The organism is Paraburkholderia sp. RL18-085-BIA-A (assembly GCF_046027075.1).
GTDB lineage: Bacteria > Pseudomonadota > Gammaproteobacteria > Burkholderiales > Burkholderiaceae > Paraburkholderia.
The window spans coordinates 55,084-77,156 of record NZ_JARESU010000025.1; the positions used below are offsets into that span (position 1 = coordinate 55,084).

At 59.1% G+C, this 22,073-nt stretch carries 26 protein-coding genes; 10 read left to right on the forward strand and 16 right to left on the reverse strand.

Annotated features, from left to right (window positions below):
* Window positions 1-70: 70 nt before the first annotated feature.
* The 3 genes from rhmD to P0D89_RS18940 all read right to left on the reverse strand — a co-directional run bounded on the left by rhmD (window position 71) and on the right by P0D89_RS18940 (window position 2,323).
* A complete protein-coding gene (rhmD, locus tag P0D89_RS18930; RefSeq protein WP_408362533.1) occupies window positions 71-1,249 on the reverse strand; it encodes an L-rhamnonate dehydratase in 1,179 nt (392 codons plus the stop codon).
* A gap of 13 nt (window positions 1,250-1,262) precedes the next feature.
* Window positions 1,263-1,469 (reverse strand): hypothetical protein, encoded by a 207-nt coding sequence (locus P0D89_RS18935; RefSeq protein WP_408362534.1) that lies wholly within the window; start codon window positions 1,467-1,469, stop codon window positions 1,263-1,265.
* A 101-nt stretch (window positions 1,470-1,570) separates the two neighbouring features.
* The gene (locus P0D89_RS18940) at window positions 1,571-2,323 is read right to left on the reverse strand and encodes an SDR family NAD(P)-dependent oxidoreductase (RefSeq protein WP_408362535.1); all 753 of its coding nucleotides are present in this window, start codon (window positions 2,321-2,323) and stop codon (window positions 1,571-1,573) included.
* A 395-nt stretch (window positions 2,324-2,718) separates the two neighbouring features.
* Between P0D89_RS18940 and P0D89_RS18945 the strand changes: the two genes are divergently transcribed.
* The 3 genes from P0D89_RS18945 (at window position 2,719) to P0D89_RS18955 (ending at window position 6,446) form a co-directional block, all read left to right on the forward strand.
* Complete coding sequence (locus P0D89_RS18945; protein WP_408362536.1) at window positions 2,719-4,599, forward strand: sensor domain-containing diguanylate cyclase; 1,881 nt, start codon at window positions 2,719-2,721, stop codon at window positions 4,597-4,599.
* A gap of 269 nt (window positions 4,600-4,868) precedes the next feature.
* Window positions 4,869-5,489 carry a rhomboid family intramembrane serine protease gene (locus tag P0D89_RS18950; RefSeq protein WP_408362537.1) on the forward strand — a complete coding sequence of 207 codons (621 nt, stop codon included), beginning with the start codon at window positions 4,869-4,871 and terminating at the stop codon, window positions 5,487-5,489.
* A gap of 63 nt (window positions 5,490-5,552) precedes the next feature.
* Window positions 5,553-6,446, forward strand: coding sequence for a DUF72 domain-containing protein (locus P0D89_RS18955; RefSeq protein WP_408362538.1), 894 nt, complete (start codon window positions 5,553-5,555; stop codon window positions 6,444-6,446).
* A gap of 50 nt (window positions 6,447-6,496) precedes the next feature.
* Here the strand turns inward: P0D89_RS18955 and lhpH are convergent, their stop codons facing one another.
* From lhpH to lhpI, 3 genes are all read right to left on the reverse strand, one after another.
* Window positions 6,497-7,504: a trans-3-hydroxy-L-proline dehydratase gene (gene lhpH, locus P0D89_RS18960; RefSeq protein ID WP_408362539.1), complete on the reverse strand. Its 1,008-nt coding sequence runs from the start codon at window positions 7,502-7,504 to the stop codon at window positions 6,497-6,499.
* Window positions 7,505-7,537: 33 nt separating this feature from the next.
* A complete protein-coding gene (locus P0D89_RS18965) occupies window positions 7,538-8,659 on the reverse strand; it encodes a branched-chain amino acid ABC transporter substrate-binding protein (protein ID WP_408376978.1) in 1,122 nt (373 codons plus the stop codon).
* A 234-nt stretch (window positions 8,660-8,893) separates the two neighbouring features.
* Complete coding sequence (lhpI, locus tag P0D89_RS18970) at window positions 8,894-9,811, reverse strand: bifunctional Delta(1)-pyrroline-2-carboxylate/Delta(1)-piperideine-2-carboxylate reductase (RefSeq protein WP_408376979.1); 918 nt, start codon at window positions 9,809-9,811, stop codon at window positions 8,894-8,896.
* A gap of 374 nt (window positions 9,812-10,185) precedes the next feature.
* On the opposite strand from lhpI, the gene P0D89_RS18975 reads away from it, so the two are divergent.
* The gene (locus P0D89_RS18975; RefSeq protein WP_408362542.1) at window positions 10,186-10,929 is read left to right on the forward strand and encodes a FadR/GntR family transcriptional regulator; all 744 of its coding nucleotides are present in this window, start codon (window positions 10,186-10,188) and stop codon (window positions 10,927-10,929) included.
* Between the two features lie 221 nt (window positions 10,930-11,150).
* On the opposite strand, the gene P0D89_RS18980 is transcribed toward P0D89_RS18975, so the two are convergent.
* Window positions 11,151-11,294, reverse strand: coding sequence for a hypothetical protein (locus tag P0D89_RS18980; protein WP_408362543.1), 144 nt, complete (start codon window positions 11,292-11,294; stop codon window positions 11,151-11,153).
* Between the two features lie 474 nt (window positions 11,295-11,768).
* On the opposite strand from P0D89_RS18980, the gene P0D89_RS18985 reads away from it, so the two are divergent.
* Together P0D89_RS18985 and P0D89_RS18990 are read left to right on the forward strand one after the other, a co-directional pair.
* Window positions 11,769-12,218, forward strand: a complete 450-nt coding sequence (locus P0D89_RS18985; protein ID WP_408376980.1) for an NUDIX hydrolase — start codon at window positions 11,769-11,771, stop codon at window positions 12,216-12,218.
* Window positions 12,219-12,357: 139 nt separating this feature from the next.
* Window positions 12,358-12,654: a hypothetical protein gene (locus P0D89_RS18990; protein WP_408362545.1), complete on the forward strand. Its 297-nt coding sequence runs from the start codon at window positions 12,358-12,360 to the stop codon at window positions 12,652-12,654.
* A 151-nt stretch (window positions 12,655-12,805) separates the two neighbouring features.
* Here P0D89_RS18990 and P0D89_RS18995 read toward each other — a convergent pair whose 3' ends face one another.
* Both P0D89_RS18995 and P0D89_RS19000 read right to left on the reverse strand, forming a co-directional pair.
* Window positions 12,806-13,246 carry a hypothetical protein gene (locus tag P0D89_RS18995; protein ID WP_408362546.1) on the reverse strand — a complete coding sequence of 147 codons (441 nt, stop codon included), beginning with the start codon at window positions 13,244-13,246 and terminating at the stop codon, window positions 12,806-12,808.
* A gap of 497 nt (window positions 13,247-13,743) precedes the next feature.
* Window positions 13,744-14,760 carry an alcohol dehydrogenase gene (locus P0D89_RS19000; protein ID WP_408362547.1) on the reverse strand — a complete coding sequence of 339 codons (1,017 nt, stop codon included), beginning with the start codon at window positions 14,758-14,760 and terminating at the stop codon, window positions 13,744-13,746.
* Window positions 14,761-15,226: 466 nt separating this feature from the next.
* Between P0D89_RS19000 and P0D89_RS19005 the strand changes: the two genes are divergently transcribed.
* A complete protein-coding gene (locus P0D89_RS19005; protein WP_408362548.1) occupies window positions 15,227-15,571 on the forward strand; it encodes a hypothetical protein in 345 nt (114 codons plus the stop codon).
* Between the two features lie 26 nt (window positions 15,572-15,597).
* Here P0D89_RS19005 and P0D89_RS19010 read toward each other — a convergent pair whose 3' ends face one another.
* The 5 genes from P0D89_RS19010 to P0D89_RS19030 form a co-directional block, all read right to left on the reverse strand.
* Window positions 15,598-15,936, reverse strand: a complete 339-nt coding sequence (locus P0D89_RS19010; protein WP_408362549.1) for a hypothetical protein — start codon at window positions 15,934-15,936, stop codon at window positions 15,598-15,600.
* Between the two features lie 178 nt (window positions 15,937-16,114).
* Window positions 16,115-16,348, reverse strand: a complete 234-nt coding sequence (locus tag P0D89_RS19015; RefSeq protein ID WP_408362550.1) for a DUF2964 family protein — start codon at window positions 16,346-16,348, stop codon at window positions 16,115-16,117.
* A gap of 151 nt (window positions 16,349-16,499) precedes the next feature.
* Window positions 16,500-17,111 carry a hypothetical protein gene (locus P0D89_RS19020; protein WP_408362551.1) on the reverse strand — a complete coding sequence of 204 codons (612 nt, stop codon included), beginning with the start codon at window positions 17,109-17,111 and terminating at the stop codon, window positions 16,500-16,502.
* A gap of 59 nt (window positions 17,112-17,170) precedes the next feature.
* Window positions 17,171-17,572, reverse strand: coding sequence for a hypothetical protein (locus P0D89_RS19025; protein ID WP_408362552.1), 402 nt, complete (start codon window positions 17,570-17,572; stop codon window positions 17,171-17,173).
* Between the two features lie 171 nt (window positions 17,573-17,743).
* Window positions 17,744-17,944: a hypothetical protein gene (locus tag P0D89_RS19030; RefSeq protein WP_408362553.1), complete on the reverse strand. Its 201-nt coding sequence runs from the start codon at window positions 17,942-17,944 to the stop codon at window positions 17,744-17,746.
* 752 nt (window positions 17,945-18,696) lie between these two features.
* Here P0D89_RS19030 and P0D89_RS19035 point away from each other — a divergent pair.
* Window positions 18,697-19,101, forward strand: a complete 405-nt coding sequence (locus tag P0D89_RS19035; RefSeq protein ID WP_408362554.1) for a helix-turn-helix domain-containing protein — start codon at window positions 18,697-18,699, stop codon at window positions 19,099-19,101.
* A gap of 36 nt (window positions 19,102-19,137) precedes the next feature.
* Here the strand turns inward: P0D89_RS19035 and P0D89_RS19040 are convergent, their stop codons facing one another.
* Window positions 19,138-19,656: a low affinity iron permease family protein gene (locus P0D89_RS19040; protein WP_408362555.1), complete on the reverse strand. Its 519-nt coding sequence runs from the start codon at window positions 19,654-19,656 to the stop codon at window positions 19,138-19,140.
* A 316-nt stretch (window positions 19,657-19,972) separates the two neighbouring features.
* Here P0D89_RS19040 and P0D89_RS19045 point away from each other — a divergent pair, with 316 nt between their 5' ends.
* On the forward strand, window positions 19,973-20,245 hold the full coding sequence (locus P0D89_RS19045) for a hypothetical protein (protein ID WP_408362556.1): 273 nt from the start codon (window positions 19,973-19,975) through the stop codon (window positions 20,243-20,245).
* Between the two features lie 56 nt (window positions 20,246-20,301).
* On the opposite strand, the gene P0D89_RS19050 is transcribed toward P0D89_RS19045, so the two are convergent.
* A complete protein-coding gene (locus P0D89_RS19050) occupies window positions 20,302-20,622 on the reverse strand; it encodes a hypothetical protein (protein ID WP_408362557.1) in 321 nt (106 codons plus the stop codon).
* A gap of 758 nt (window positions 20,623-21,380) precedes the next feature.
* Here P0D89_RS19050 and P0D89_RS19055 point away from each other — a divergent pair.
* Complete coding sequence (locus tag P0D89_RS19055) at window positions 21,381-21,707, forward strand: H-NS family nucleoid-associated regulatory protein (protein WP_408362558.1); 327 nt, start codon at window positions 21,381-21,383, stop codon at window positions 21,705-21,707.
* The last annotated feature ends 366 nt before the right edge of the window (window positions 21,708-22,073 follow it).

The window sequence follows — 22,073 nt, forward strand, 5'->3', positions numbered from 1 at the left end:
TGGTACGCGTGATCGAAGGCGGATTCGCGAGAGGTTGGCTCTATGCGAGTCCGCGTGAATCAACACACGATCAACGCGGATACGGCCGCACCAACGCGCACTCCGGATTCAGGCGCACACCGAAACCCGGCGTGTCGGGCACCTTCATCCGTCCGTTGACGGGCACCGGCTCGTCGAGCAGAAGCGGCGTAAACATCGGCACGACTTCGTCGGCCTTGGGCGCCATCATCAGAAACTCGGAGAACGGCGAGTTGTGCCGCGTAACGACGAAGTGATAGCTGTACACCGACGACCCATGCGGCACCACCATCACATTGTGCGCATCGGCGAGCGCGGAGATCTTGATCAGCTCGGTGATGCCGCCGCACCAGCCCACGTCCGGCTGGATCAGATCGCAGCATTGCATTTCCAGCAGCATGCGAAAGCCCCAGCGCGTCGCCTCATGCTCGCCGGTGGACACCATCATGCCGCGTGGCACGTTGCGGCGCAGTTCGGCGTAACCCCAGTAGTCATCGGGCGGCAGACACTCTTCGATCCATTTCAGACCGTATTCGTGCGCCCCTTGCGCGAGCCGCGTCGCGTACCGCACGTCGAGGCTCATCCAGCAGTCGTACATCAGCCAGAAGTCGTCGCCGACGCGCCCGCGCATGTCGGCGAGCTTCTCCAGGTTCTGCCGCAGCCCCTCTTCACCTTCCGCGGGACCATGCAGCAACGGCAGCTTACCGCCGATGAACCCCATCTCCTTCGCCAGGTCTGGCCGCGCGCCGGTCGCGTAGAACACCAGTTCGTCGCGCACCGGGCCGCCCAGCAACTGGTACACCGGCTCCTTGCGCACTTTCGCGAGCAGATCCCACAACGCGAGATCGACGCCCGAGATCGTATTCAGCACCACGCCTTTGCGCCCGTAGTACAGCGTCGCGAAGTACATCTGATCCCACATCTTCTCGATGTCGGTGACGAGCTGCCCTTCGAGAAAGCGCGCGAGATGTTTCTCGACAATGAACGCGCCGATTTCGCCGCCCGTCGTCACCGCGAAGCCGACCGTGCCGTCGCTCGCCTCGATCTCCACCACCAGCGTGCCGAGCACGTTGATGCCGAACGACTGGCGGCTCTGGCGATACTCGGGATAGCGCGCCATCGGCGTGGCGATGTGATCGTCGATCCAGTGTCCGCCGGGCTGATCGTGATAATCCGCACCGCCGCCGCGAACGATGAAGGCACGCACGTGCCGGATAGTAGGCATGGCCATGAAAGAAGCTCCGTTAGGGATGTGTCGAAGGTGCAGTCGACAATGCGCCTGGCTGGCGCGATGCAGTAAGTTCCGGGAAGACGCGCGAGGTCGGGCAGCGGCGCGGCCGCTTGTCCTTCATCAGCGCGAGCGCTTCGTTCGACACGGGATGCGCGACGAGCTTGCGCCGCGGTTCGTGGCTGTCGTACCCCTGACGTGAAACGCACGCGTGCGAGTCCATGTCGTCTCCTTCGCAGAGCACGCGCGTGGCGGCTCGGCGTTTTTTCTGTGGCGTCTTCTTGCAGATGGTTGCGCTTGTGGCGTCCGGATGACGCCATGCGTTTAGTAAGTCGCGCGACCACCAGAGAGATCGAACACCGAGCCGGTGCTGAACGCGCAATCCTCGGACGACAGCCACAGGATCAGCGACGCCGCTTCTTCCGGCAGCAGGAAGCGGTTCATCGGAATCTTCGAGAGCATGTAGTCGATGTGCTGTTGCGACATCGAATCGAAGATTTCGGTTTTGGCCGCCGCCGGCGTGACCGCGTTGACCAGAATGTTTTTGGTCGCGAGCTCTTTGCCGAGCGACTTGGTCAGGCCGATCAAACCCGCCTTCGACGCACTGTAGTGCGATGCGTTCGGGTTGCCCTCCTTGCCCGCCACCGATGCGATATTGACGATCCGGCCGTAGCCCTGCTTGAGCATCTGCGGCACGACCGCGCGACAGGTGAGATAAGGGCCGATCAGATTCACGTCGATCACGCGGCGCCAGATGTCGGGCGCCAGCTCCCACGTCGCGCCGTTGCCGCCGGTGATGCCGGCGCAATTGATCAGCACGTCGAGCGCGCCGTGCTCGGCGACCGTTTGCGCCACGGCCTGGGCGACGGCGGCTTCATCGGTCAGCTCGACCGTGATGGCGGTGACCTTGCCCAGTTCGCCGAGTTCGTGCTGGCTGCGCGCGAGGCGTTCGCCGTCGACGTCCCACAACGCGATCGACGCGCCCGAGTTCAGCGCCCGCTGCGCCACCGCGTAGCCGATGCCGCGCGCGCCGCCCGTGATGGCGACAACGCGCCCCTCCAGATCGATTTTGTTCATCGCTGTGCTCCTGTGGGCCGCCTTTGAGGGCGTGCCTGTATGTTGTTGTTTCGCTGCTGTCCGTGCTGCTCGTTCAGCAAATATACGGGCGGCGCGATGCGTCAACAATTCGAGTATTGGAGGAGGCGATAACAAAACCGGATCGGCGGCGGGTCCCTCGCCGCGCGTGCCATCGCTGCAGACACCTGCGGCGCCTCTTACGGCATTTCACCGCTGCGGCAACCGCAGCGTGACATACGCACCTGGCCGCGCCCACACCGCCATGGCGACTCAGGCGGTCGCCCCTCCCTTCAGATTACGACGTATCCGCCGATAACCAATTGACATAGAAAGCTTGAGCGACGGCCCGCGGGACCGTACCGCCTGGCAACGTCGAAACACAAGATAGGTGGAAAATGGGAGAAGAACGGTTTTCGGCTTCGACACGTTCGCCTGAAGCAGAACGGGCAACTATTACGCCCTCGATTGAAGCCGACCGTCGCCTCTATCATCTGGTCGTTGCGACAATCGCATCTTTTTGCCTGGTTGTTGTCAGTGGCCAGCTCAAGACCATGGCGGGCGAAATTGTGGCTGTGTGGATAGCGGACGGCTACCTGCTCGGACACCTGATGGCGGTCCCGCGTCGCAGCAAGCTGTTTATCCTTGCAGGCGGGATAATCGGGAATCTTGCAGCAAACTTGATGGGGGACGAAAACCTCTACGTGTCCCTTTCCTTCACGGCGGCCGGTATGGTCGAAGTGTGTGCGGCGGCCTGGCTTTTGCCGCGAGTCCATTCGTCAAAGGAACTGATAAACCCGAGGACGTTTCTTCGATTTGTGTTTGCGGCAGGCGTTCTCGCACCGTTGATTTCCGGATTCGCTGCGGTGTTGCTGCTCCAAGGCGTCTTTACCACGCACCCGTTTTCTTCATTTTCAAACTGGGTGATATCCGCGTCGCTTGGCCTTGTGATATTTACGCCCGTGACTTTGAATATCGTCTCGGGTGAATGGCGCAGCCTGCTGGAACCGGGGAACCGGATGAAGTCGTTGGCGCTTCTGGTGCTTGTCGGATGCGCCACAGCCTTGATATTCGTTCAGACAACCCAGTCGGTGCTTTACTGGGCTCTTCCCCCGCTCGCTCTCCTTGCGTTCCACGCCGAGCTTTCGACCGTCCTTCTCGGCATCCTCCTTTTCATCAGCATTGCGGTGCCACTGACCGTGCGCGGAATGGGGCCGCTCTGGTTGACCCCTTTCACCGATATGCAGCAACGTATCCTTGCGCTTCAGGTCTTCACGATAGCCGCCCTGTCTGTCGCGCTTCCCATCACGGTGATGCAAGTTCAACGCAATCGACTCGTCGGACTGGTCATCGACGGTCACCGCAGGTTTCGCCAGTTAGCTGAACACTCCGACGAGGTCATCATTCAACTCGCTTCGAGCGGCGAGTTCCAGTACCTCTCCCCCCGGGTAAGACATATCCTTGGATATGAACCCGGCGAACTGGTTGGATGCCAGTTAGAGCGCATGGTCCATGAGGACGACTGGTGGCGCGTCAGACAGGCGATGACCGCGGCGACCACGGAGCACATGGAGGAATCTGTAGAGTACCGGTTACGGCGAAGAGACCAGTCGTTCATATGGGTCCGGAGCTTCATTGCCGCGATGCCCGCCGAACCGACTGACGCATATGCCGCAATGGCGTTCACCGTCAGGGACATCAATGCCCAGGTATTGTCCGAACATCGTCGAAGCGCAGAAGAAGAGCAGTTGAAGCAGTTGGCTTACGTAGATAGTCTGACCGGGCTTGGAAACAGGCGCTATTTCGACGCCGAGTTCAAATCATATTTTCAGCCCGCACCAGGGACTGCGGCCGTTCCGGAGCTGGCCGTACTGTTCATCGACGTTGACTTCTTCAAGAAGTACAACGACATATACGGGCATCCGGCCGGCGACGAGTGTCTGAAGACTGTCGGCAATAACGTCAAGCGTGCCATAAGGGAAGCTGACCTGCTTGCTCGATATGGCGGCGAAGAATTTGTGGTCGCGCTAAGCGGCTGCTCATATACCGAGGCGGTCGAAGCAGCGGAACGAATTCGAGCCAATATCGAAGGGCTGGCGGTGGCGCACGAAGGAAGTCCGCTCGGGGCTCTTACGCTCAGCATAGGCGTCGCCCACACGAGCGACGCCGGGACTGTCAACCCGGGCGAACTGCTGGAGCTTGCTGACTCGGCGCTGTATGACGCAAAGCGTCTTGGACGAAACCAGGTTTTCCATCGGCGCACTTTGGAAGCAACTTGATGCACCAGCACGAGCCGGCCGAAGGGTTCGGCTAGTCTGGACTTGTTGACGCTACAATTTTCTCGCGCCACTAGCGGCGAAGTTGTCCGCTGCGTTGCGAGGCTCTCTCGCGGCTGGCATTGACCGGTCGACTGTTATGCCAACGGTTGTTTTACCCGGTAAAGTGAGCGTAACGTTCTGTACTCAAATGCCGCGCTCAAGCACATCAGGGAGCTTCTTACTGAAGCATTGTCCTACGACGCGGCACCCATTGTCCGGAGTAACGCGTAATGCCGCAACCGACGATACAGCTTGGTGGCACGACTGCCGCGAGGCACACACTAGCCGCGCGACTCAAGGCGCGCATCGCGCTGCTCGCGCTTTTCGTCGGCTCGATGTGGGCGGTGTTCTTCCTGTCGGCCGCATTGCCGTTCCTGAATCTGAACGGGCACGGGGTCGTGCCACGTTCGGTCGGCGGCTTGCAAGGCATCCTGTTTGCCCCGTGGCTGCATGCGAGCCTCGGGCATATTTCCGCTAACACAAGCGGATTGCTCGTTCTGGGCTGGCTGTGCTTATGGCCGCGCATATCGAACTTCTGGGAGGCGACCGTCGGCGCGATGCTGGGCGCGGGCCTCTGCGCGTGGCTATTCGGCGCACCTGACTCGATACACATCGGAGCGAGCGGGCTGGTATTCGGCTATGCGGGCTACCTGGTTGCCCGAGGCTACTACACCCGCAAAATCGTCTCGATACTGGTGGCATTGCTGGTCGTAAGCAGCTTCGGTCTGAGTATGCTGTTCGGCGTGCTGCCCCTCTATCCCGGCTTGTCCTGGCAGAGCCATATCGGCGGCGTATTGGGTGGCGTTCTTGCGGCGCGCCTAGGCTCCTCCAGCCGGTCACGTGTGTCATGACGCGGCCATGACCAGATAATCCACCGCCGGCAGGCGAACACCGCGCTCGAATCGGGAGGCGTCGTGCAAATACTCTGCGGGTCCGCTGGCTGGACTGATAAATCGCTCATCGCGTGCAAGCGATTCTATCCGCCTGACTGTAGAAGCGCCGAGGCACGGCTACGGTTCTACGCGTCTCAGTTCCCACTGGTCGAGGTCGATTCCACCTACTACGGCATGCCCTCTGCGTCGAACTCGGCGTTGTGGGCGGAGCGCACGCCCGGCGACTTCACATTCGATATCAAAGCGTTTCGACTGCTGACAGGCCACCAGACCGTGCGGGAGGCTCTGCCGAAAGACATCGCGATGGCGATTCCGGAGACGGGCAAAAAGAACCTCTACTACCGCGATATTCCGGCTGAGGTTCTTGATGAACTCTGGCGGCGCTATCGCGAGGCGCTTGAGCCACTACGGCTCGCCGGCAAACTCGGCGCAGTTCTCTTTCAGTTTGCTCCGTGGCTGACCTGCGGCCCTGAAGGAAACGCCCACGTCGAAGAGTGCGCAGACCGAATGCAGGGATACACGGTCGCAGTAGAGTTTCGCAACAATTCGTGGCTGAATGACAAGCACGCCTTCGGCACATTGGAACTGCTCAAGCGATACAAGCTCGTACACCTCATTATGGATGCTCCGCAAGGAGTCCCTAACCGTGCGCACACCGTGTGGGAGGTGACCGATCCTGACCTCGCGTTTGTACGGCTGCATGGGCGCAATGCGGCTACGTGGAGTGCGACCGGTGCCGCATCTGCTTCGGCACGCTTCGACTACGATTACAGCGACGACGAACTTGGGCAATTATCCGGGCCAATCCGCGACATCTCCAGTCGGGCAGCAAAGACGCATGTCATTTTCAATAATTGCTTTGAAGACCAGGGGCAGCGAAACGCTCGCGCCCTCATGGATATACTCGGCAAGTGATATCGGCGGCCTCCTGATGATTGAACCTGGACACCGCCTCTACAATCGGTCTATCGGACGAGGAACCCGTATGTCAACGGGTCACGCTCGTCCACTATCCAGTTGGCGAAGCCGCAAACAAAAGCGTTGCCTTCTACCTCGGGGATGACAGCCTTGAAGTCACCTACGGTCGTTTCGCTCAGAACGCGTCCTTTGAACACGGTGCCAATAATGGATTCGTTCACCAGCGTCTCGCCCTTTCCCAACTGTCCGCGCAGATAAAGCTGCGCAACCCGACCACCCGTTCCAGAGCCCGTTGGTGACCGGTCAACTTCACGGTCCGCGAAGACGCAACAGTTGGCTTGTGTGGAACCAGCGTGCCGAGGGGCGTTAGCAATGATGGTGCCGTAGATGTGGTTGATTTCAGGGATATGCGGGTGCTCAACCGGGAACGCCTTGTTGGCAGCCGCCTTCACCTCAGCGCCGAACCGGATGAGTTCTTCGACCGACGACTCACGAACTTCAAGGCCGTGTGGCTGGCCGTCGGCGTAAAAATAGAACGCGCCGCCAAACGCAATATCGCCTGTCACTGAACCGAACGACGGCGTCTCAACCGTAACGTCCCTCTTCCAGATGAACGACGGCACGTTGACGAACCGAACATTGCCAGCGTGCTCACCATCCCACTGCACGAAAGCCTCGATAAATCCGCACGGCGCGTCGATACCGACGCGTGTCTCGGGAATCTGACGTTGCACCCAGCCCAGCTCGACTGCTGCCGTGGACAACGCAATGACGCCGTGCCCACAATGGTCGCTGTACCCTTCGTTGTGCAGGAAGATGATGCCGAAATCCGCGTTCGGGCTTACCGGCTCAGTCAGATAACCACCGTACATATCTGCATGACCGCGCGGTTCGAACATCAGGGCTTTGCGGATGTCGTCGGCATTCTCCTTCAGCCATGCGCGCCGCTTGACGATGGTGTCGCCAGGAAGACGCGGCAGGCCACTGGTGACGATGCGAAATGCTTCTCCGCCGGTGTGGACTTCAACAGTCGAGATGGTGCGTGAGATTTTCATGTTTGCTTCGAAGAAGTCAGTTGGTCTGATACTTTACTCGCCGTACGGAACGGGCAAGCCGTTCTTGATCACGTACACGGTGGTCGGCGCACCCTTGAGGTCACCAAACTCGTCAAACGAGTATGTGCCGGCGACACCTTTGAAGTTTTCCTTCGCGAGCTGAGCCGTCAGCTTCGCCTTGTCGGTCGTCGTCCCCGCCTTCACCATCGCATCGGCAAGCAGTTTCACGCCGTCGTAATAGCTGACGGCATAGACCTGTGTATCGGTGTTATAGGCCGCCTTGTACTTCTGCAGGAACTCGCGGCCGGCAGCCGACTTCTCAAGCGCGATACCACCCTGAGCACAGTAGACGATGGACGCGGCATCGCCGGCAACCTTACCCATGTCCGCCGAGCAGATGCCGTCGCCGCCCAGCAGTTTGGCGCGAAGCCCGCGCTGACGCATCTGTTTGGCCATCGGCGCGCCTTGCGCTGCGTATCCACCGAAGAAAATCACATCCGGGTTCTTGCTCTTGATGTTGGTGAGAATCCCAAGAAAGTCGGTTGCCGATGAACTGGTGAACTCCTGGTCGACGATCTGGATACCGTTTGCCTTGGCAACCTTGATGAATTGCTCCGCGACGCCCTGACCGTATGCCGTGCGGTCGTCAATGACGGCCGCCGTTTTTGCCTTCAGCGTCTTCGCTGCGAACTGACCCATTGTGCCGCCGAGTTGCTCGTCGCTCGCGCCGATACGGAAAATGTTCTCGAAACCCTGCTTTGTCAAAGTCGGATTGGACGCGACCGGCAAAATAGGCACGCCGCCGGCGTTGTAAACGCGCGACGCGGGAATCGCGACGCCTGAGTTGTACGGCCCAACAACCGCGACGACGCCACCGTCGACCAGCTTCTGTGCAACCTGCACGCCAATCTTCGGGTCCGCCTGGTCGTCTTCCGAGTCCAGTTTGAACGTCACCTTTTGTCCTGCCACTGTGACGCCGGTTTTGTTCAATTCGTCGATGGCCAGACGTGCGCCGTTCTCGTTATCCTTGCCGTTCGGTGCCTGGGGCCCGGTAAGCGGGGCTGAATGACCGATGGTCACAACGACCTGGGCACTTGCGGATAAGGCGAAGCTAGCGGCCAGCAGAGCGGCCGTGGTTGTTGCGAGACAGCGCATACCGAACTCCAAGTGGGCTAAGGGAGGACCAGATTATTCGCAACTTGGTCTTGACACAATCTAATTTCAAAAAAACGCAACGACCGTTGGTATTAAATAAAACCAATCGCACATTCCCCTATAGCTTTTCCGCGGCGGTCCGCTCTCGAGTGAGATAGCGGACCCGAACGCGCTAGCGGAGAACACAACCAAAACCGCCGAGGGCCTGTGTGACGGCGTCAGTTCAACTGCGGCTCAACCGAGCGCCGCGCGGGCGAGGCGGCATGCGGCCAGGTCCCACGCGGCGCATCCGACGCTCTTGAACAGAATTGGCGCAGTCGGCTTCAGCTCCCCAGCCAGTGCCCTGGCTAGCGGAAAAACCAGATTCCAGTCGACGTTGGCCTGAATAAGGTCGCCGGCCTCATGCTTTGCGCCCACCGGGTCGTCTACGACCACGAAACTGCCGTCAACCGTTTCCTTTCCAATTTCCGCTGCGTCATGCGTAAAGGCACCCACGCCGACAACTAGACGACCCGCGCGTGCCGACAGCTTGTAAACGGGGGACTTGCTGGTCGTGAGCGTGATGACGACTTCAATGCTGTCGGGAATCAAGTCGCCATGAAGGACTGACAGGTTTGGTGCCAGTGCCCGCGTCCGCGTCACGAACGCCTCCGCGGCTGCCTGCGAAGTGCCCTTTACGAATAGCCGGGCTTCCGGGAAGGTAACCGCTAGCGCTTCAGCGTGATTGGAAGCCTGTTTGCCCGTGCCAATGAGGAGGATTTCGCGCGGTGCCATGCCATGCAGGGTCTGGATGCCCAGCACGGTCACGGCCGCGGTCCGTCGGCCAGTCACCGTCGGGCCGTCGAGCACGAACAGCGTTTCACCAGTATGCGCGTCGCACGCGATGACCTGACCATGAATGGTCGGCAGCTCGCGCTTTCCATTCGACGGGCACACGTTCACCAGCTTATGAATGGCGATGTCTTCAGCGCTGGCCGGCATCGACAGCATCAGACCGCCCGCCTGCAGCGGGATGGCCATGCGCTCCGGACTCGCGATGCGTCCTGCGCCGTATTCGACGATGGTCTCCCGAAGAACCCGCACCAGCGAGGGATAGTCCAGCAGTGCAGCCGTCGCTTGGGCGTCGAAATCTCGGGTGCTGACAGAAGTCATGTTGGGGCTCGCCAATGATGAAGGTGGTACAGGAGCGCATGCCGGAGGGATGCGCTAATTGGGTGCGAATGAATCCAGTCTGCTCTGGTTTCCGCAAGGTCCAGACCGGCGCAACGGAATGATTGTGTGGGCCCAAATCTATACCAGCAAGCAACTTTAAACAAGCCAATTTTGAAATTATTGGCTGATCAAAGCACCAATCAGCGGCCACATTGGGCTCAATGGCCGATTATTAGGCTTAAATTAGACCAATCTAGAGAGATGTCAACTAACTGACGGCTGCACGATGAACGGGCTAAATCCAGCGGTCCGTAAATCTGGAAGAAGCAAAGTGGTATATTGAAGAACCACATCGCGCTTGCCCGGACTTACCCATGGCCCCCGCCCGTCTAGAGTTTGAGAGTAACTTCCGCCCGCTGCAGATTTACGAGCAGGTGTCGGAAAAGATTCGAGCAGAGATTCGCTCCGGCCGCTTTCTGCCCGATGCCCGATTGCCGTCGGAGCGTGAACTGGCATCTCTTTTCGGCGTCGGGCGGCCAGCAGTCCGTGAAGCCATCGGGGCGCTGCAAAACGAAGGGCTGGTCACGACAAGGCGCAACTCAGGGACCTATGTAGCGTCGACGGCCGCACAACTGCTCGCTTGCGCGGCAACGGAGAAGCATGACGAAGGCGAATTGGCGTCGGACTTCAGTCCGTCAGCGACACTCGACGTGCGACTCATTCTTGAGCCGGCCATCGCGCGCCGTGCCGCCGCGCACAAGAAACGCGACAGACTTGCGGAGCACTATCTTTCGCAAATGGAGACGTTGACTGATGTTGCAGATGAGGAAGAGCGCGCGTTGTGGAACAACAGCGACCGGCTCTTCCATCGGCAACTGGCTGTCATGACCGGCGACGCGTTGCTTACGAAGATTGCGGAGGAAATTGCTGCGACGATGGACCAGTCGCTATGGAAACGGCTGAAGGATGACGGCATCTACGACCCGACGCGGATTCGCCTATACGTCGCCGAACATCGTCTGATTTACGAAGCAATCGTGACCGGTAACGCCGACGCTGCGGCATTCTACGTAGAGCAACACATTCACCGTGTCCAACGGGACATCGCTCCACAATAGGCGGTTTTTAGGCCCGTAGCCGGCGCCAGGACAAATCGGCCGACGGCCCAAACTGCGCAACGCGTGCATGCGACTGTTTTCCCGGATGCGGTATCCGGTGAAGTCGTTCGCGCTGGACGGGCGATACGCCATTACAAACGACCCGAGCAGAACATCGGTGCCACCCGCGATGTTGAGGCTGCCACGCCAGCAGAAAACTTGAAGAAGGATTTTGCGAACCTTCAGGCTTTGCCATTGCCTGCATCACGACGTCGTTCAGCTTGCAGAACCACTTCTGAAGCGTCTTCAACCCTTTCGTCGACTTCAACTGCTTTTTGCGAGCACAACGGCTCGAAGAAATCCGGCAGGTATCGTCGCACTTTCATGCTCGCTTTGCGGACTTGGTGATACGCCGCATAGTCAGAACGTTTGCCGCATGCCTAATGCGCCCGTGCGCAGGCCATTCTGTGGACTTCAGGCGCTTGCGCGCAGATCTCTTCAATGGCCTGTTGTTGTGCGTCGCACCCAAAGCCCTGCTCGCGCTGGCAACGGCGTCCCGCACTTCGGAGGCCGGCATGAGACATGCCTTTCGCGGCTACTGATCAAAGCAGAGCATGCGGCTCCACGACGGTCGGTGGGAGTCTCGACCAGCATGGCGGTGTTTGACGCCACAAAATTGTCACATTTCAGAACCACTATCGCTTGAAGCACCCAAAGCAAGGTCGGAAAAACTGGCAAGCCCGCATTTGCCACTGTTCCGCGAATTATAGGTGTCACAGATCCAGCCAGGCGCGCGGCGCATTATCGGACAAGCAAAGCGCATTGGCGATTAACGGTACAAACCGAATGGAAGAGACGCTTTGAAACAACGCGCGACCGTTGTCTGTCAGCTTGGCACTCGAATTCTGCTGGTCAGTCGGGAGGGCTCCCGATGGTCTTTGCCGGGCGGGAAACCCAATTTTGGCGAAAGTCTCCAGGAAACCGCTGTTCGCGAGTTGATGGAAGAAACCCGTCTTCCCGCAGTCAGCATGCGATACATGTTCAACTTCACCGGCACACGCACGTGTCACCACGTGTTCGCAGCGCGGATTACTGAGGGACTGGCGCCTGAGCCCAACAACGAGATCAGGCATTGCAACTGGGTCAAGATAACGGAGGTCGCGAGTCTGGCGACGAGCGTCTCGACCCGAGGCATCGCGGACGTACTGGCTTTGCCGCCACGCCGTCCATCATTACCGAGCCGCCGCCAGCGAGCGGAAGCTTTTATTCTCAATTTGCGAACCGTACTCGACGATGCGGCCTATTCTTGATAGGCACTGTTCCCGGGCGACGCGTCGCACTTGGCTGTCCACTCGCGAACTCTTGCCAGTTTTCCGGCTGAGCAGGTGAAGGTCAGAAAGTCACGGTCGCAGTTGGAGGAAGGGCTGACGGGGGCCTGCGAAGTCAGCTATGGCAAGCGCTGAACGCGAGCGTCGCAAGATGTCCGAAAATTCAGCCAGACCTGCGCGGTCGCCCGAGGCTATCGATCGGGATTTTGCGGACCTGATGGCTGCGCAGTTGCCCGGCGCTCCAGCCCGCGACAAATTTGAACGGCTCTGGGACGAGGCTAACTCCATTGCCGCGCAAACGATTCTCACGCCTCAAGGGCAACAATACTTGTCGCTGCTAAAGCGCATGCATCAAGCCTTCGAGAGTCGCTACTCCAGTAATGGGTCGGTCAATGACTCTGGTCGGCAGCGCAGTTGACGCCTGGGGCAGGCTCATTTCAAAAGACTGCAGGCGGCAGGCGCGCTCGCCAATAAAGTGAGCACCGCCGCCGCGTCTTGAAGATGGCTGCAAGCTTGCATGGGACCGATTAGCGGCCCCATGCAACCCTTGGACAACCGTAGCCCAACGCTTACGATTTTGCAGGGCGTCCCGTCTTTACCTGCTCGACCGCGCTCACCGCAGCCAACAGTCGCTTCGGCGCGGCCGCTTCCAGCACGAGCAGTCCGGCACGCAAGATTTCGCTCTTCGTCACCGACACTCCGCCCGCCAGACACTTCTGCTTCAACGCCGCAATTTTCTCGTAGTCCGATTTCGGCATCGTAAAGCTATCGCGCACGACTTTTTCTTTCTTTGTGCGTTTGACTTTGCTCTCTGCCACAGCCGCTGACGCCGCCGCTTCAGGAACACTAGCGACTTGCCGCTTCGGCGCCTTTTTTGCGGCTTGAGTTCGTTTTTTCAAACCTGCGGTCGCCACAGCCTCCGCGGTCTTTTCGCCCGCCATCTCGCCGTCAGCGCTTTTGGGGAAATGAAACTTCTTCTTCGTCGCCTTCCTGGCAATCGGGTCGCTCATAGAAACTCTCCTGTTCGATATACGGTATAAACAGTATATATCGTTTTTGAGAGATGCCTGGCTGACCGCGCTCCTATCGGCCCACAAACCTTGACCCGCACGCTTTTTGGCCTGCGCCGCACAGCCGGTAAAGTTATCGATGAGTCGCAGCAAGTCCGCCTCGTCAGGGCGTGTACCCCACCGGCCATGTCCCGCAGCAGATGCTATCGCGACCCACGAATGCGGCGGTGTAGTTTTCTGATTTGAAGCGCAGACACGCATGGCGCACGTGGGCGACGATTTGCTGTCTGCGCAAGTGCGCGATAACCGTCCTGGCTGCATCCACGTCTGTCCTGTTCCCGGCAGCCGACGTTGGCTGGGGTTGATAACCGTCTCAAAGCAATGTCTTATCCGTACGCGAAAGAAGTAACCCGTCGATAGTGTTTCTTGCATCACGAGGCAGCGGCATCATGATGCAAGTCGACAGAGCCGCCCACAACAACCCACCATACCCGGCGTTACGCCACCCTTAAAACCACCCTGAACCGCGCCGCGCCACTCATCATTCGGTCATACGCTTCAGCCGCACGATCGAGTGGAAACTCCTCGATCATGGGTTTGACTCCGGAAAGGGCGCTAAACGCGAGGGTATCCTGAGAGTCGGCGGAGGTTCCTGACGGCCACCCCTGAATCGAATTGCGGCCCATGATGAACTGGGCAATCGGAACTTCGACAGGCTCTTCCGAAAGTCCAACCATAATCATCTTGCCGTTCAATCCCAACCCGCCAACTGCCGCGCTCATTGCTTTCCCGCTCGTGACGGTCGCGAGAATGACCTTCGCTCCGTCAAGCTTCCTGAGTTCTTCCGGAATATTCTGTGTTGTGCTGTCGATGTAGTGGTGAGCGCCCAGTTCTTTCGCCAATTGAGCCTTGTCTTGTCCGCGGGCTATAGCGACCGTATTGAAGCCCATCTTCCGGGCGAACTGCACACCGAGATGTCCGAGGCCGCCGATCCCAAGAATCGCGACTACGTCACCCGCACGTGCACCGCTATTGCGCAACGCGTTATAGGTCGTAATCCCAGCGCACAATAGCGGCGCTGCGTCAGCGTCGGACAGGTCGTGCGGAATGCTAGCGAGCGCTTCTACCGGAGCAACGACGAACTCTGCATAACCACCGTTGTAACTAATCCCCGGCACCTGCGCCTTTTCGCAAAGAACAAAATCGCCCTGACGGCAATGGGCACACCGACCGCAGTGGCCGCCATGCCAGCCCACACCGACTCGTTGCCCGACACTCCATCCCTCTACGCCAGTTCCGATGGCATCAATAATGCCGGCTATTTCATGGCCGGGGACCCGGGGAAATTGCAGACCCGGCCAGAGCCCCTCTTTGGTCAACGAATCACTGTGACAAATTCCGCACGCCTGAATCTTGATGCGGACCTGACCGTCGGCCGGCTGAGGAACATCCAGTTCGACGAGTTTCAACGGGCCTCCCGCTGCTTCCACCTGTACGGCTTTCATCTTGGACATGGACTTCACCTCACTGGTAATCGATAGGGTTTCCAATTGCGCGGGCGGGCGTTTCTTCCAACCCGCAGCCACAGCATTAATGAACATTCAGAAGCCTTGCCGGCACTCATCACCGTCGGGAACACGATGTAACATCGCTTCGCCGTCGCCTGATTCAGGGCGCACGGCAGGCGCGACGGTCAAATTTCGGCAAGCTGATTCCTGAGTCGCGATTCAAGAGGTAATTAATTCACTGGACGGAGAAACGTAACAATGCCGCGTGCCTGACGCGACCACGTCGGACGCACGGTGCCGGCTTTGGTTATAGAACGTTTGATTCGTAAGGTTAAGCATGTAACGTCGCAATATTCATCCAGCCCCCCCTGGAAGGGACTCTCGACGGTATTCGAACGTCGTCTATATTGAATCGTCCACCTTCGCCCATATGTGGTGGGTTTGCTTAACCGCAACGGGCAAGCCAACAGACATGACCAAACCCGAATTCAACGAGCGCGACAGTGCGCGCCCCGACTTGCTATGCTTCCTCGTCGCGATTGCGGCGGCGTCCTACGCTTTGACCAACGAATGGCGAGTGGACCATGTTGTTCAGTGCTGCCGTCAGTGGCTAAGCAAAAATCGCGTGAAGATGGACTGGCTGGACAGGGTCCGCATCGGCCAACTGGCTTTGAAAATCGCCAGCAAGGATCTGCTGGAGGCCGGCGTTGCGGTTCGGCTGTCCAGCGTGAATACGCTCTTCACCAGTGAAATGGAACTCAACGAGGCAAGCACGATGGTTCAGAGGATGATGGCGCTCTGTCACGACGCGCTTTGAAACCCCATGACCCCGGCACCCGTCCATCAGGTTGGAGAAAACACGACCGCAGCCACGTCGTCCATGTGCGTAAAACTGCGGAAAAATCGGTACGTTCTACCTTCGATTTCCATCACGTTCACGCCCGCCCGAGTCGCGTCGAGAATTTCGTTGGCAAGCGATGCTGTCACCGTTCCACGCCGCTTCAAATCCTCTCGCGGGCCCGACGCGTCACCCAGATAGAGGGTGGCGGTATCGCTTGCGTGACGCATGACGATCAGGCTCGCGCCCGCGTCGAGCGACAACTCCAGATACTCCGCCAAAGTCAGTAGCGCTTCCAACAGAGGGGCCCGCTGACCGGTATTCGCCCCGGATGCGTGTGTCATGTTTTTCTCCGTCGCGTTGAAGAACTGCCGACAGCAGCAAGCCCGTCGGGCGCGCACAACTCGCCGGCCGGGAAGTCATCGGTACTCAAGCAATTTGCCACGCAACCCGGCATGCGGCTAGCAAATTCGCTTACTGCGACCACCGATAGGCCAAATCCTTGTCAGCCAATGCTTTCACCTAATCGTTACGCGAAAGAAAAAGCATCGAGACATAGAGGATGGTCGACACGATGATGATGCCGACACCGACCAGCACCTTTGTCGTGTTGAAGTAGAGCCCGCCGTTAATCACCACACCGATTCCAGCAACTGCCGCCAATGTGCCGAATGCGGCAAGGCCGATGCGCACCTTACCGCGAACGACTCTTCTGTGCTCCTCTTCGTCGGCGGATCTCACGCGTTTTTGATCCATTCGATACTCCTTTACCGAACGCCATGACCGCGTCGACGACGCGCGTTGCAAGAAACCGCGCCAAGCATCAACTGCATGGTGATTCGGGCCCGAATCACCATGCCGCGAGACGCCGTGCTACATGATGCACTTTACGCCTCCCACATCGCCGTCACTTGACTTCTTCACCGCCGCGCGACACGGACGCCGCGGCAGCGGCGACGAACACAGCCCGAACCGAGTCGCCTACCTTGATGTCGTCCAGTGAGATGTCCGGCGCGACGTCGAGCGTCTCCGTACGGCTCGGGCCGCGCAGCGTGACCGTGCGATGCTTGCGGTCGACGTTCTGCACCGTCGCCACCACCTCGACACGGCGCGCCGCCGCAACGACGCCGCCCGACGCGGGCTGCGCGAGCTGGGTGTCGAGGCGGGAGCGGATTCCGCTCGTCGCGAGCTTGTCGACGCCGATCAGAACGGCCTTCTGGTAGGAAATAGTCACGATGTCGCCGACACGCAGCTTCTTCACGTCCGCCACGGCGGGATTCACGTCGATGACCGCAAGATTGCCGCGCGGACCGCGCAGCGTGACGCTGTTCGAATCGGGATAGATCTCGACCACGCGCGCCTGAACGCGCAGCAGTGCGGCCGCGCCGACCGCCTGCGGCGCCGGCCCCGATGCCGCCTGCTGGGCCGCCGCAGGACAAGCCGCCGCAAGCAGAATCGCGAGCGCTACCGGGACGGACTTCAGATGAGTCAAATCGGACCTCGATGTCTTGCAAGCCATGAAACGCTCCTTTTGATTGCATCGTTGGTAAAGCTCAAATCATCAGCCGTGGCGGCATGCTATGCGTGCATCGCGAGCGTGATCCCGGCCTCGACGTGCCGCGCCGCGTGCTCGTACACGCGCGCGCGCTCCGCCGCCGCAATCAGGCGCTGCTGCTTGAGCGTCGCATTGTGGTATCGCGGATCGCCGACCAGCGCGGCGTATTCGATGCGCCGGTTCACCCGGTATCGCTTGAAGAAATCGGGGCCGGGAAGCCCGTTGTCGCGCGCGAACAGGACGCCATAGTCGACCTCATGCTCGTCGCAGATGCGCCGCAACGCTTCGTCGAGCACCGCGTGTCGGGCTGCAAGCGACATCGTGCTGGGGAACAGCGCGTGAAAGCGCGAATACGGGAGTACGCCGCGGTTCTTCGCCGTGAAAAGCAGCGTGTCGATCAATCGGGCTATGAGATTTGCATCCATCCGTTTTCTCCACTGAATGACTGGCGCATGATCTGTCGTCATGCGCAGTTCATGATCTCGATTCGCCGAGCGTTGTGTTGCGGGTGGCGAAAATCTGCTGCCTGGTGGGCGGCGGAATATGAGGCACGATGAACACGTGGTAGCGCGCAGAGCCGGAGAGCGGGTTCGGGCTCATGACGACGGAAAGTTCAGCCGGAAAAGTTGCGGCACGCCGCTCGGGCCGACCGAATCAAATTGAGCAATGGAATCAGTGGGCCCGCTCGGGACGTTGGACTGAACGTTAAGTGCAAAGGCAAGATCGAGCGGTGTATTGCCGCCGCTCGCGTAATCGACTTCACATCTTGCGAATCCGTTTTCGGCAAAAACCGCCAAACAGCCGCCATCGAAAGTGCGCGATCTGAGATAATTTCTTTTTCCATACTGACCTCCGTCCTTTAAAAGACAAAGGCAGTCCTCGCATAATACTCATTATGCAAAAATCGCGAAAAGCAATGTCCACACAGCCGAATACGGCTGAAGGCGAGCCTTTTAGATAATGAGGCGCAAAGACCACGCTGCTTTGCGCGCCGCGCTCGTTCGAGCGTCAGCGGGCGGGTAAGAGGCTAGCCATAACGCGTTCCTCGCAGAGACGTTGGCTGCCCGCACGTCCGACTTTGTGCGGACCTTAAATTGGCAAAGTTATGACTATTGCAAACTGTTACGGGATGCTAGCAAACGTATATAGGAATAGCAAGGAGCGACACGCTGCAAATTCGAAGGATAAGATTTTATTAAACCTTCGTTGATGTCAAGTTGTCGCCGGACAATTCCGGAACGCATCATAGACTTATTGAATCAAATCCGTGTGGCAATTGTTTTTATCACAAAAACGTCCAGTAGCAGCAAAAACGATTATTAGTAGTTTTGTATGCGGATTTGAATCAGCATCGGGTTTCGCGTCATTCCAGCAGCGCACGACGCTTCAAGCCGTCCCGGTGACGGCCCTCGACATCCGCGATGTTTCGCCGTGCCTTTGCGGCACTCGGCGAACGCGCTTGCGGTAGCCGTGCGACGTCGACGAGGCGTGTGGGACATGCGCATGCATTCCATGGTTTTCGTGCCCGGCCTTGCCAGGAAGGTTCAACATGCCCGCCCGAACAGAAGATCTGCCAAGCGTCGTACGCCGGATGAACGCGGGCCGGATGCTGATGGAAGGCGCATCGGTCTCCGCGGTGGCCGAAGCCCTGCACCTATCCACCGAAACGGTCAGGAAATACCGCTCCATCATCGCCGAAGGCGGCCTCGACGCGCTGCAGAAGGTCAGCGTCGGCGGCCGCACTTCATCGCTCGACGGCGCGGCGCTGGAGTGGATCGCCGCCGCACTGAACGGCTCGGCGTGCGAACACGGCTTCCCGACCCATCCATGGACCAATGCCCGGCTTCGCGAATTGATAAAAATACGCTTCGGCGTGAGCTATTCGCGCGTGTACACGTGGCAGCTTGCGACCAATCTCGGCCTGGGACACCGGCTGTCGAAATCGAGAAAATGAAGGACTCGTCCCAATGCTTCGCTCGAACGCCGTTGCTCATTGATGCGACCTCGATGGCTGTTCGATGCAAGCGTCCACGTCGACACTTTCCGCACAGTCCGCAGCCTTGCTGGCAAGCCGCAAATAGGCGGCGGCGAGGCGTCGAAGGTCCTCTTCGGAGGCGTCCTCGATGCCGATCAGCTGATTGTTCGCGGCACGATGCGAAGCGAGCAACTCGTTCAGCTTGAGATGCACGGCGGCGCTGTCCTTGTTCTGGCTTTGCTGGATCAGAAAGACCATAAGAAACGTGATGATGGTCGTGCCCGTGTTGATGACCAGTTGCCAGCCATCGGAAAAGTGAAACAGGGGCCCGGTGAGAGCCCAGACGAGCACGGTAATCGCCGCGACGCCGAAAGCCACCGGCGAACCCGCGAGCCGCGTCACCGAACTTGCGAATGCGTCGAACGCTCGCGTGATGGGGTGGCTCTTGAGGTGGCTCCTGGCGGAAGCGGCATCGGATGGGTCGAGACCAGCGCCAAGGCTGTCTGCGTATGCGCGGTTTTCGGGTTCTTGCATGCCGGCCTCCAGTAGTGCGGATTTGCATTAACTAACTGGGCCGCAGCACATAGCATGCCGAAACCGCCACATAGACGCAGCGCCCGATGCGGCTGTTCATTTCCCCGTCACGGATCGCCATTAAAAAAGCCGATCGTGATGATCCGCTCGTGATTGCAATCCGGAAAAAATCGAGCGCTGCTTCGGTCGCGAGCGGTTTCGCCATCGATATGACGGGAAGCAAAGCATCAACCGCAGGCACAGCGCTTGCTGAGTCCGCCGTCGGCCTTCAACGAAATTCAACACACATTCATCCGTTCATCAGAGGACATCGCACATGCTTACCACCCGCCCCTGCACTGCTACTTGCGTTATCGACGGCATGCCGGTCATCCTGACCTTCTACCCGGACAACGGAGTGCTGCGTATTGCCAATCCTTCGGGTGTGTGCATCAGGGAAACGCGCTGGTACGCGTCGTGGCGCGCGTTGCTGGACGAATTCCGCAGCTATACGGAGCGTGCCGAAATGGAGGGACAGCATGTCCACGAAATGGTGGACCGTCTCGGCGAGCGCAACAGTCACTCGATGCCGACCGTCGCCATTGCATGAACACTGGGCGGGTCGCGGCGCTTTTTTGTCGAGCGCCGCTCCCACTCGCGGATCCGTCATTGACCGAAATAGATCCTGCACTGAGGTCCGGAAGAGCACGGCTTGCCCTGCTGTACGCCCCCCGATTCCGATTGCCCCGCGGCCGCGCCGCCGTATGACACGTTCTGCACCGCCTGTGTGCGAGTGTCCATCCCCTGAGCGGCTTCGCCGTACGACATATCCGTCGTGGCCTGCGCCGACTCGTTTGCGTTCTGTTGCATCAGCGCGTGGCCCGACATGTCGGCGCCCGGCTGGCCCTCGAGTCCCATCGCGCTCGCAGTTCTCGGCACGAGAAACAGCAACGCGCTCGCGATTACCATCAATAAACGTAATTTCATGTCCAGACTCCTCGAATCCGGCGCAGCAGTTCTCGTCCTCCTAAAGAATTGATCCGCGAAAAGCCAGCTGGCCCAATCGGGCCGAGGAACAAGTCGATGCCGATGCACAACTGCCGCGACGGATCATCGAACTAAACGAGTAAATAATTGCCACACTTGCAGCCGATGTCGGACGCGTTCTCCACGGTAGGTGAAATCAGTCTCCGCAAGCTGGCAGCGCGAATGTGTGTTTTCCGCAATTTCTTTATAGCTCGCCCGCCCGGGAATTCAATCCCGGGGTCCACGGGTGGCGACGGGAGCTATTCCGTTCGATAAACCGCATTCGCGAAGAAAATCAGTTGAAGCGGCGCGTGCGTTGTCCGCGCAGTGCGTTATGATGTTGCCATAACGTAAAAAAGCGGCGCGCGCGTAGCACCGGCGAGAGACGGAGCGTGGACGTGAAACCAGCCATTCGCAATCAGTGCATTGTCACCTCAGTTCTTTCCGTTGCGGCCGCGAGGCTTATCCAGTCTTGTCCGCCGTGCGGCGAATCGCTGGCGTATTCACTGGCCGCCAGGGCCAGCCGATAGGCTGCCGGATTGGGCATAAGCTGTAGCGCGATTTATGGAGCAACGTTTTCTAACGCGGCTCATGGATTTTCCTTCGATCGACAACCCCACCGCGGGCCGGACCCTTTCAAACGGGATCGACGCACCGCAACTTTAGCTTGCAATCTGTAATTGACAGAACGCTGGACGTTTTAGAAGGACGAATATCTTATGGACGAAAGGAAGCGAGATAGCATGATTGCGTATCTCCGCCATCGCATGGAAGAGTTTGGCATCAAACCAGAAGACCTCGCTGCCGCGCTGGCGTCCGAGCCGATCGCGCAAAAGGTGGAACGCTACCGGAGCGCGACGGGAGACAGTTGGGACGGCCAGGGTGAAATGCCCCAATGGCTGAAACAGGCAATCAGCGCAGGTCAATCAATCGACCACTTTGAATTGACAGCCAAACCGGCCCCTGCTCCGCAGCCGAAAAAACACGTGGACTGGAAAAACGACCCGTTCGCGGGAAGTCCGCTTGCGCGTTCCCACAACCGTTAAGCCATCAGGCTGTTGAGCCGTTGGCTCATCAGGTCAGCCCCCGCATTTTCCTGTCGGATATCGCATGTTTCGCATGCCCGCCGACGCGCGCACGCGAGGCGTCACTGCGTGCGCCCTGCCGGCACATATCTTTCTTCTCAGTCAGCGCTCGTGCGCGCCGCCGCGCCGTATAGCCGGCCGGAGTAGCCCAATGACGCGTCGGCTAGCTGGGCCGGTCATGCGGGTTACGAATGGACATGACGCCGGAATCCACAGCGAAAAAGCATCAGTTCGACAGACCGCGGGATCCGGCCGATGTCGCCAGACGCAGCGATGAACGCCGCGAAAAGCAAACATCGAACGAGCCGGATCTATGATTCAGGCGCC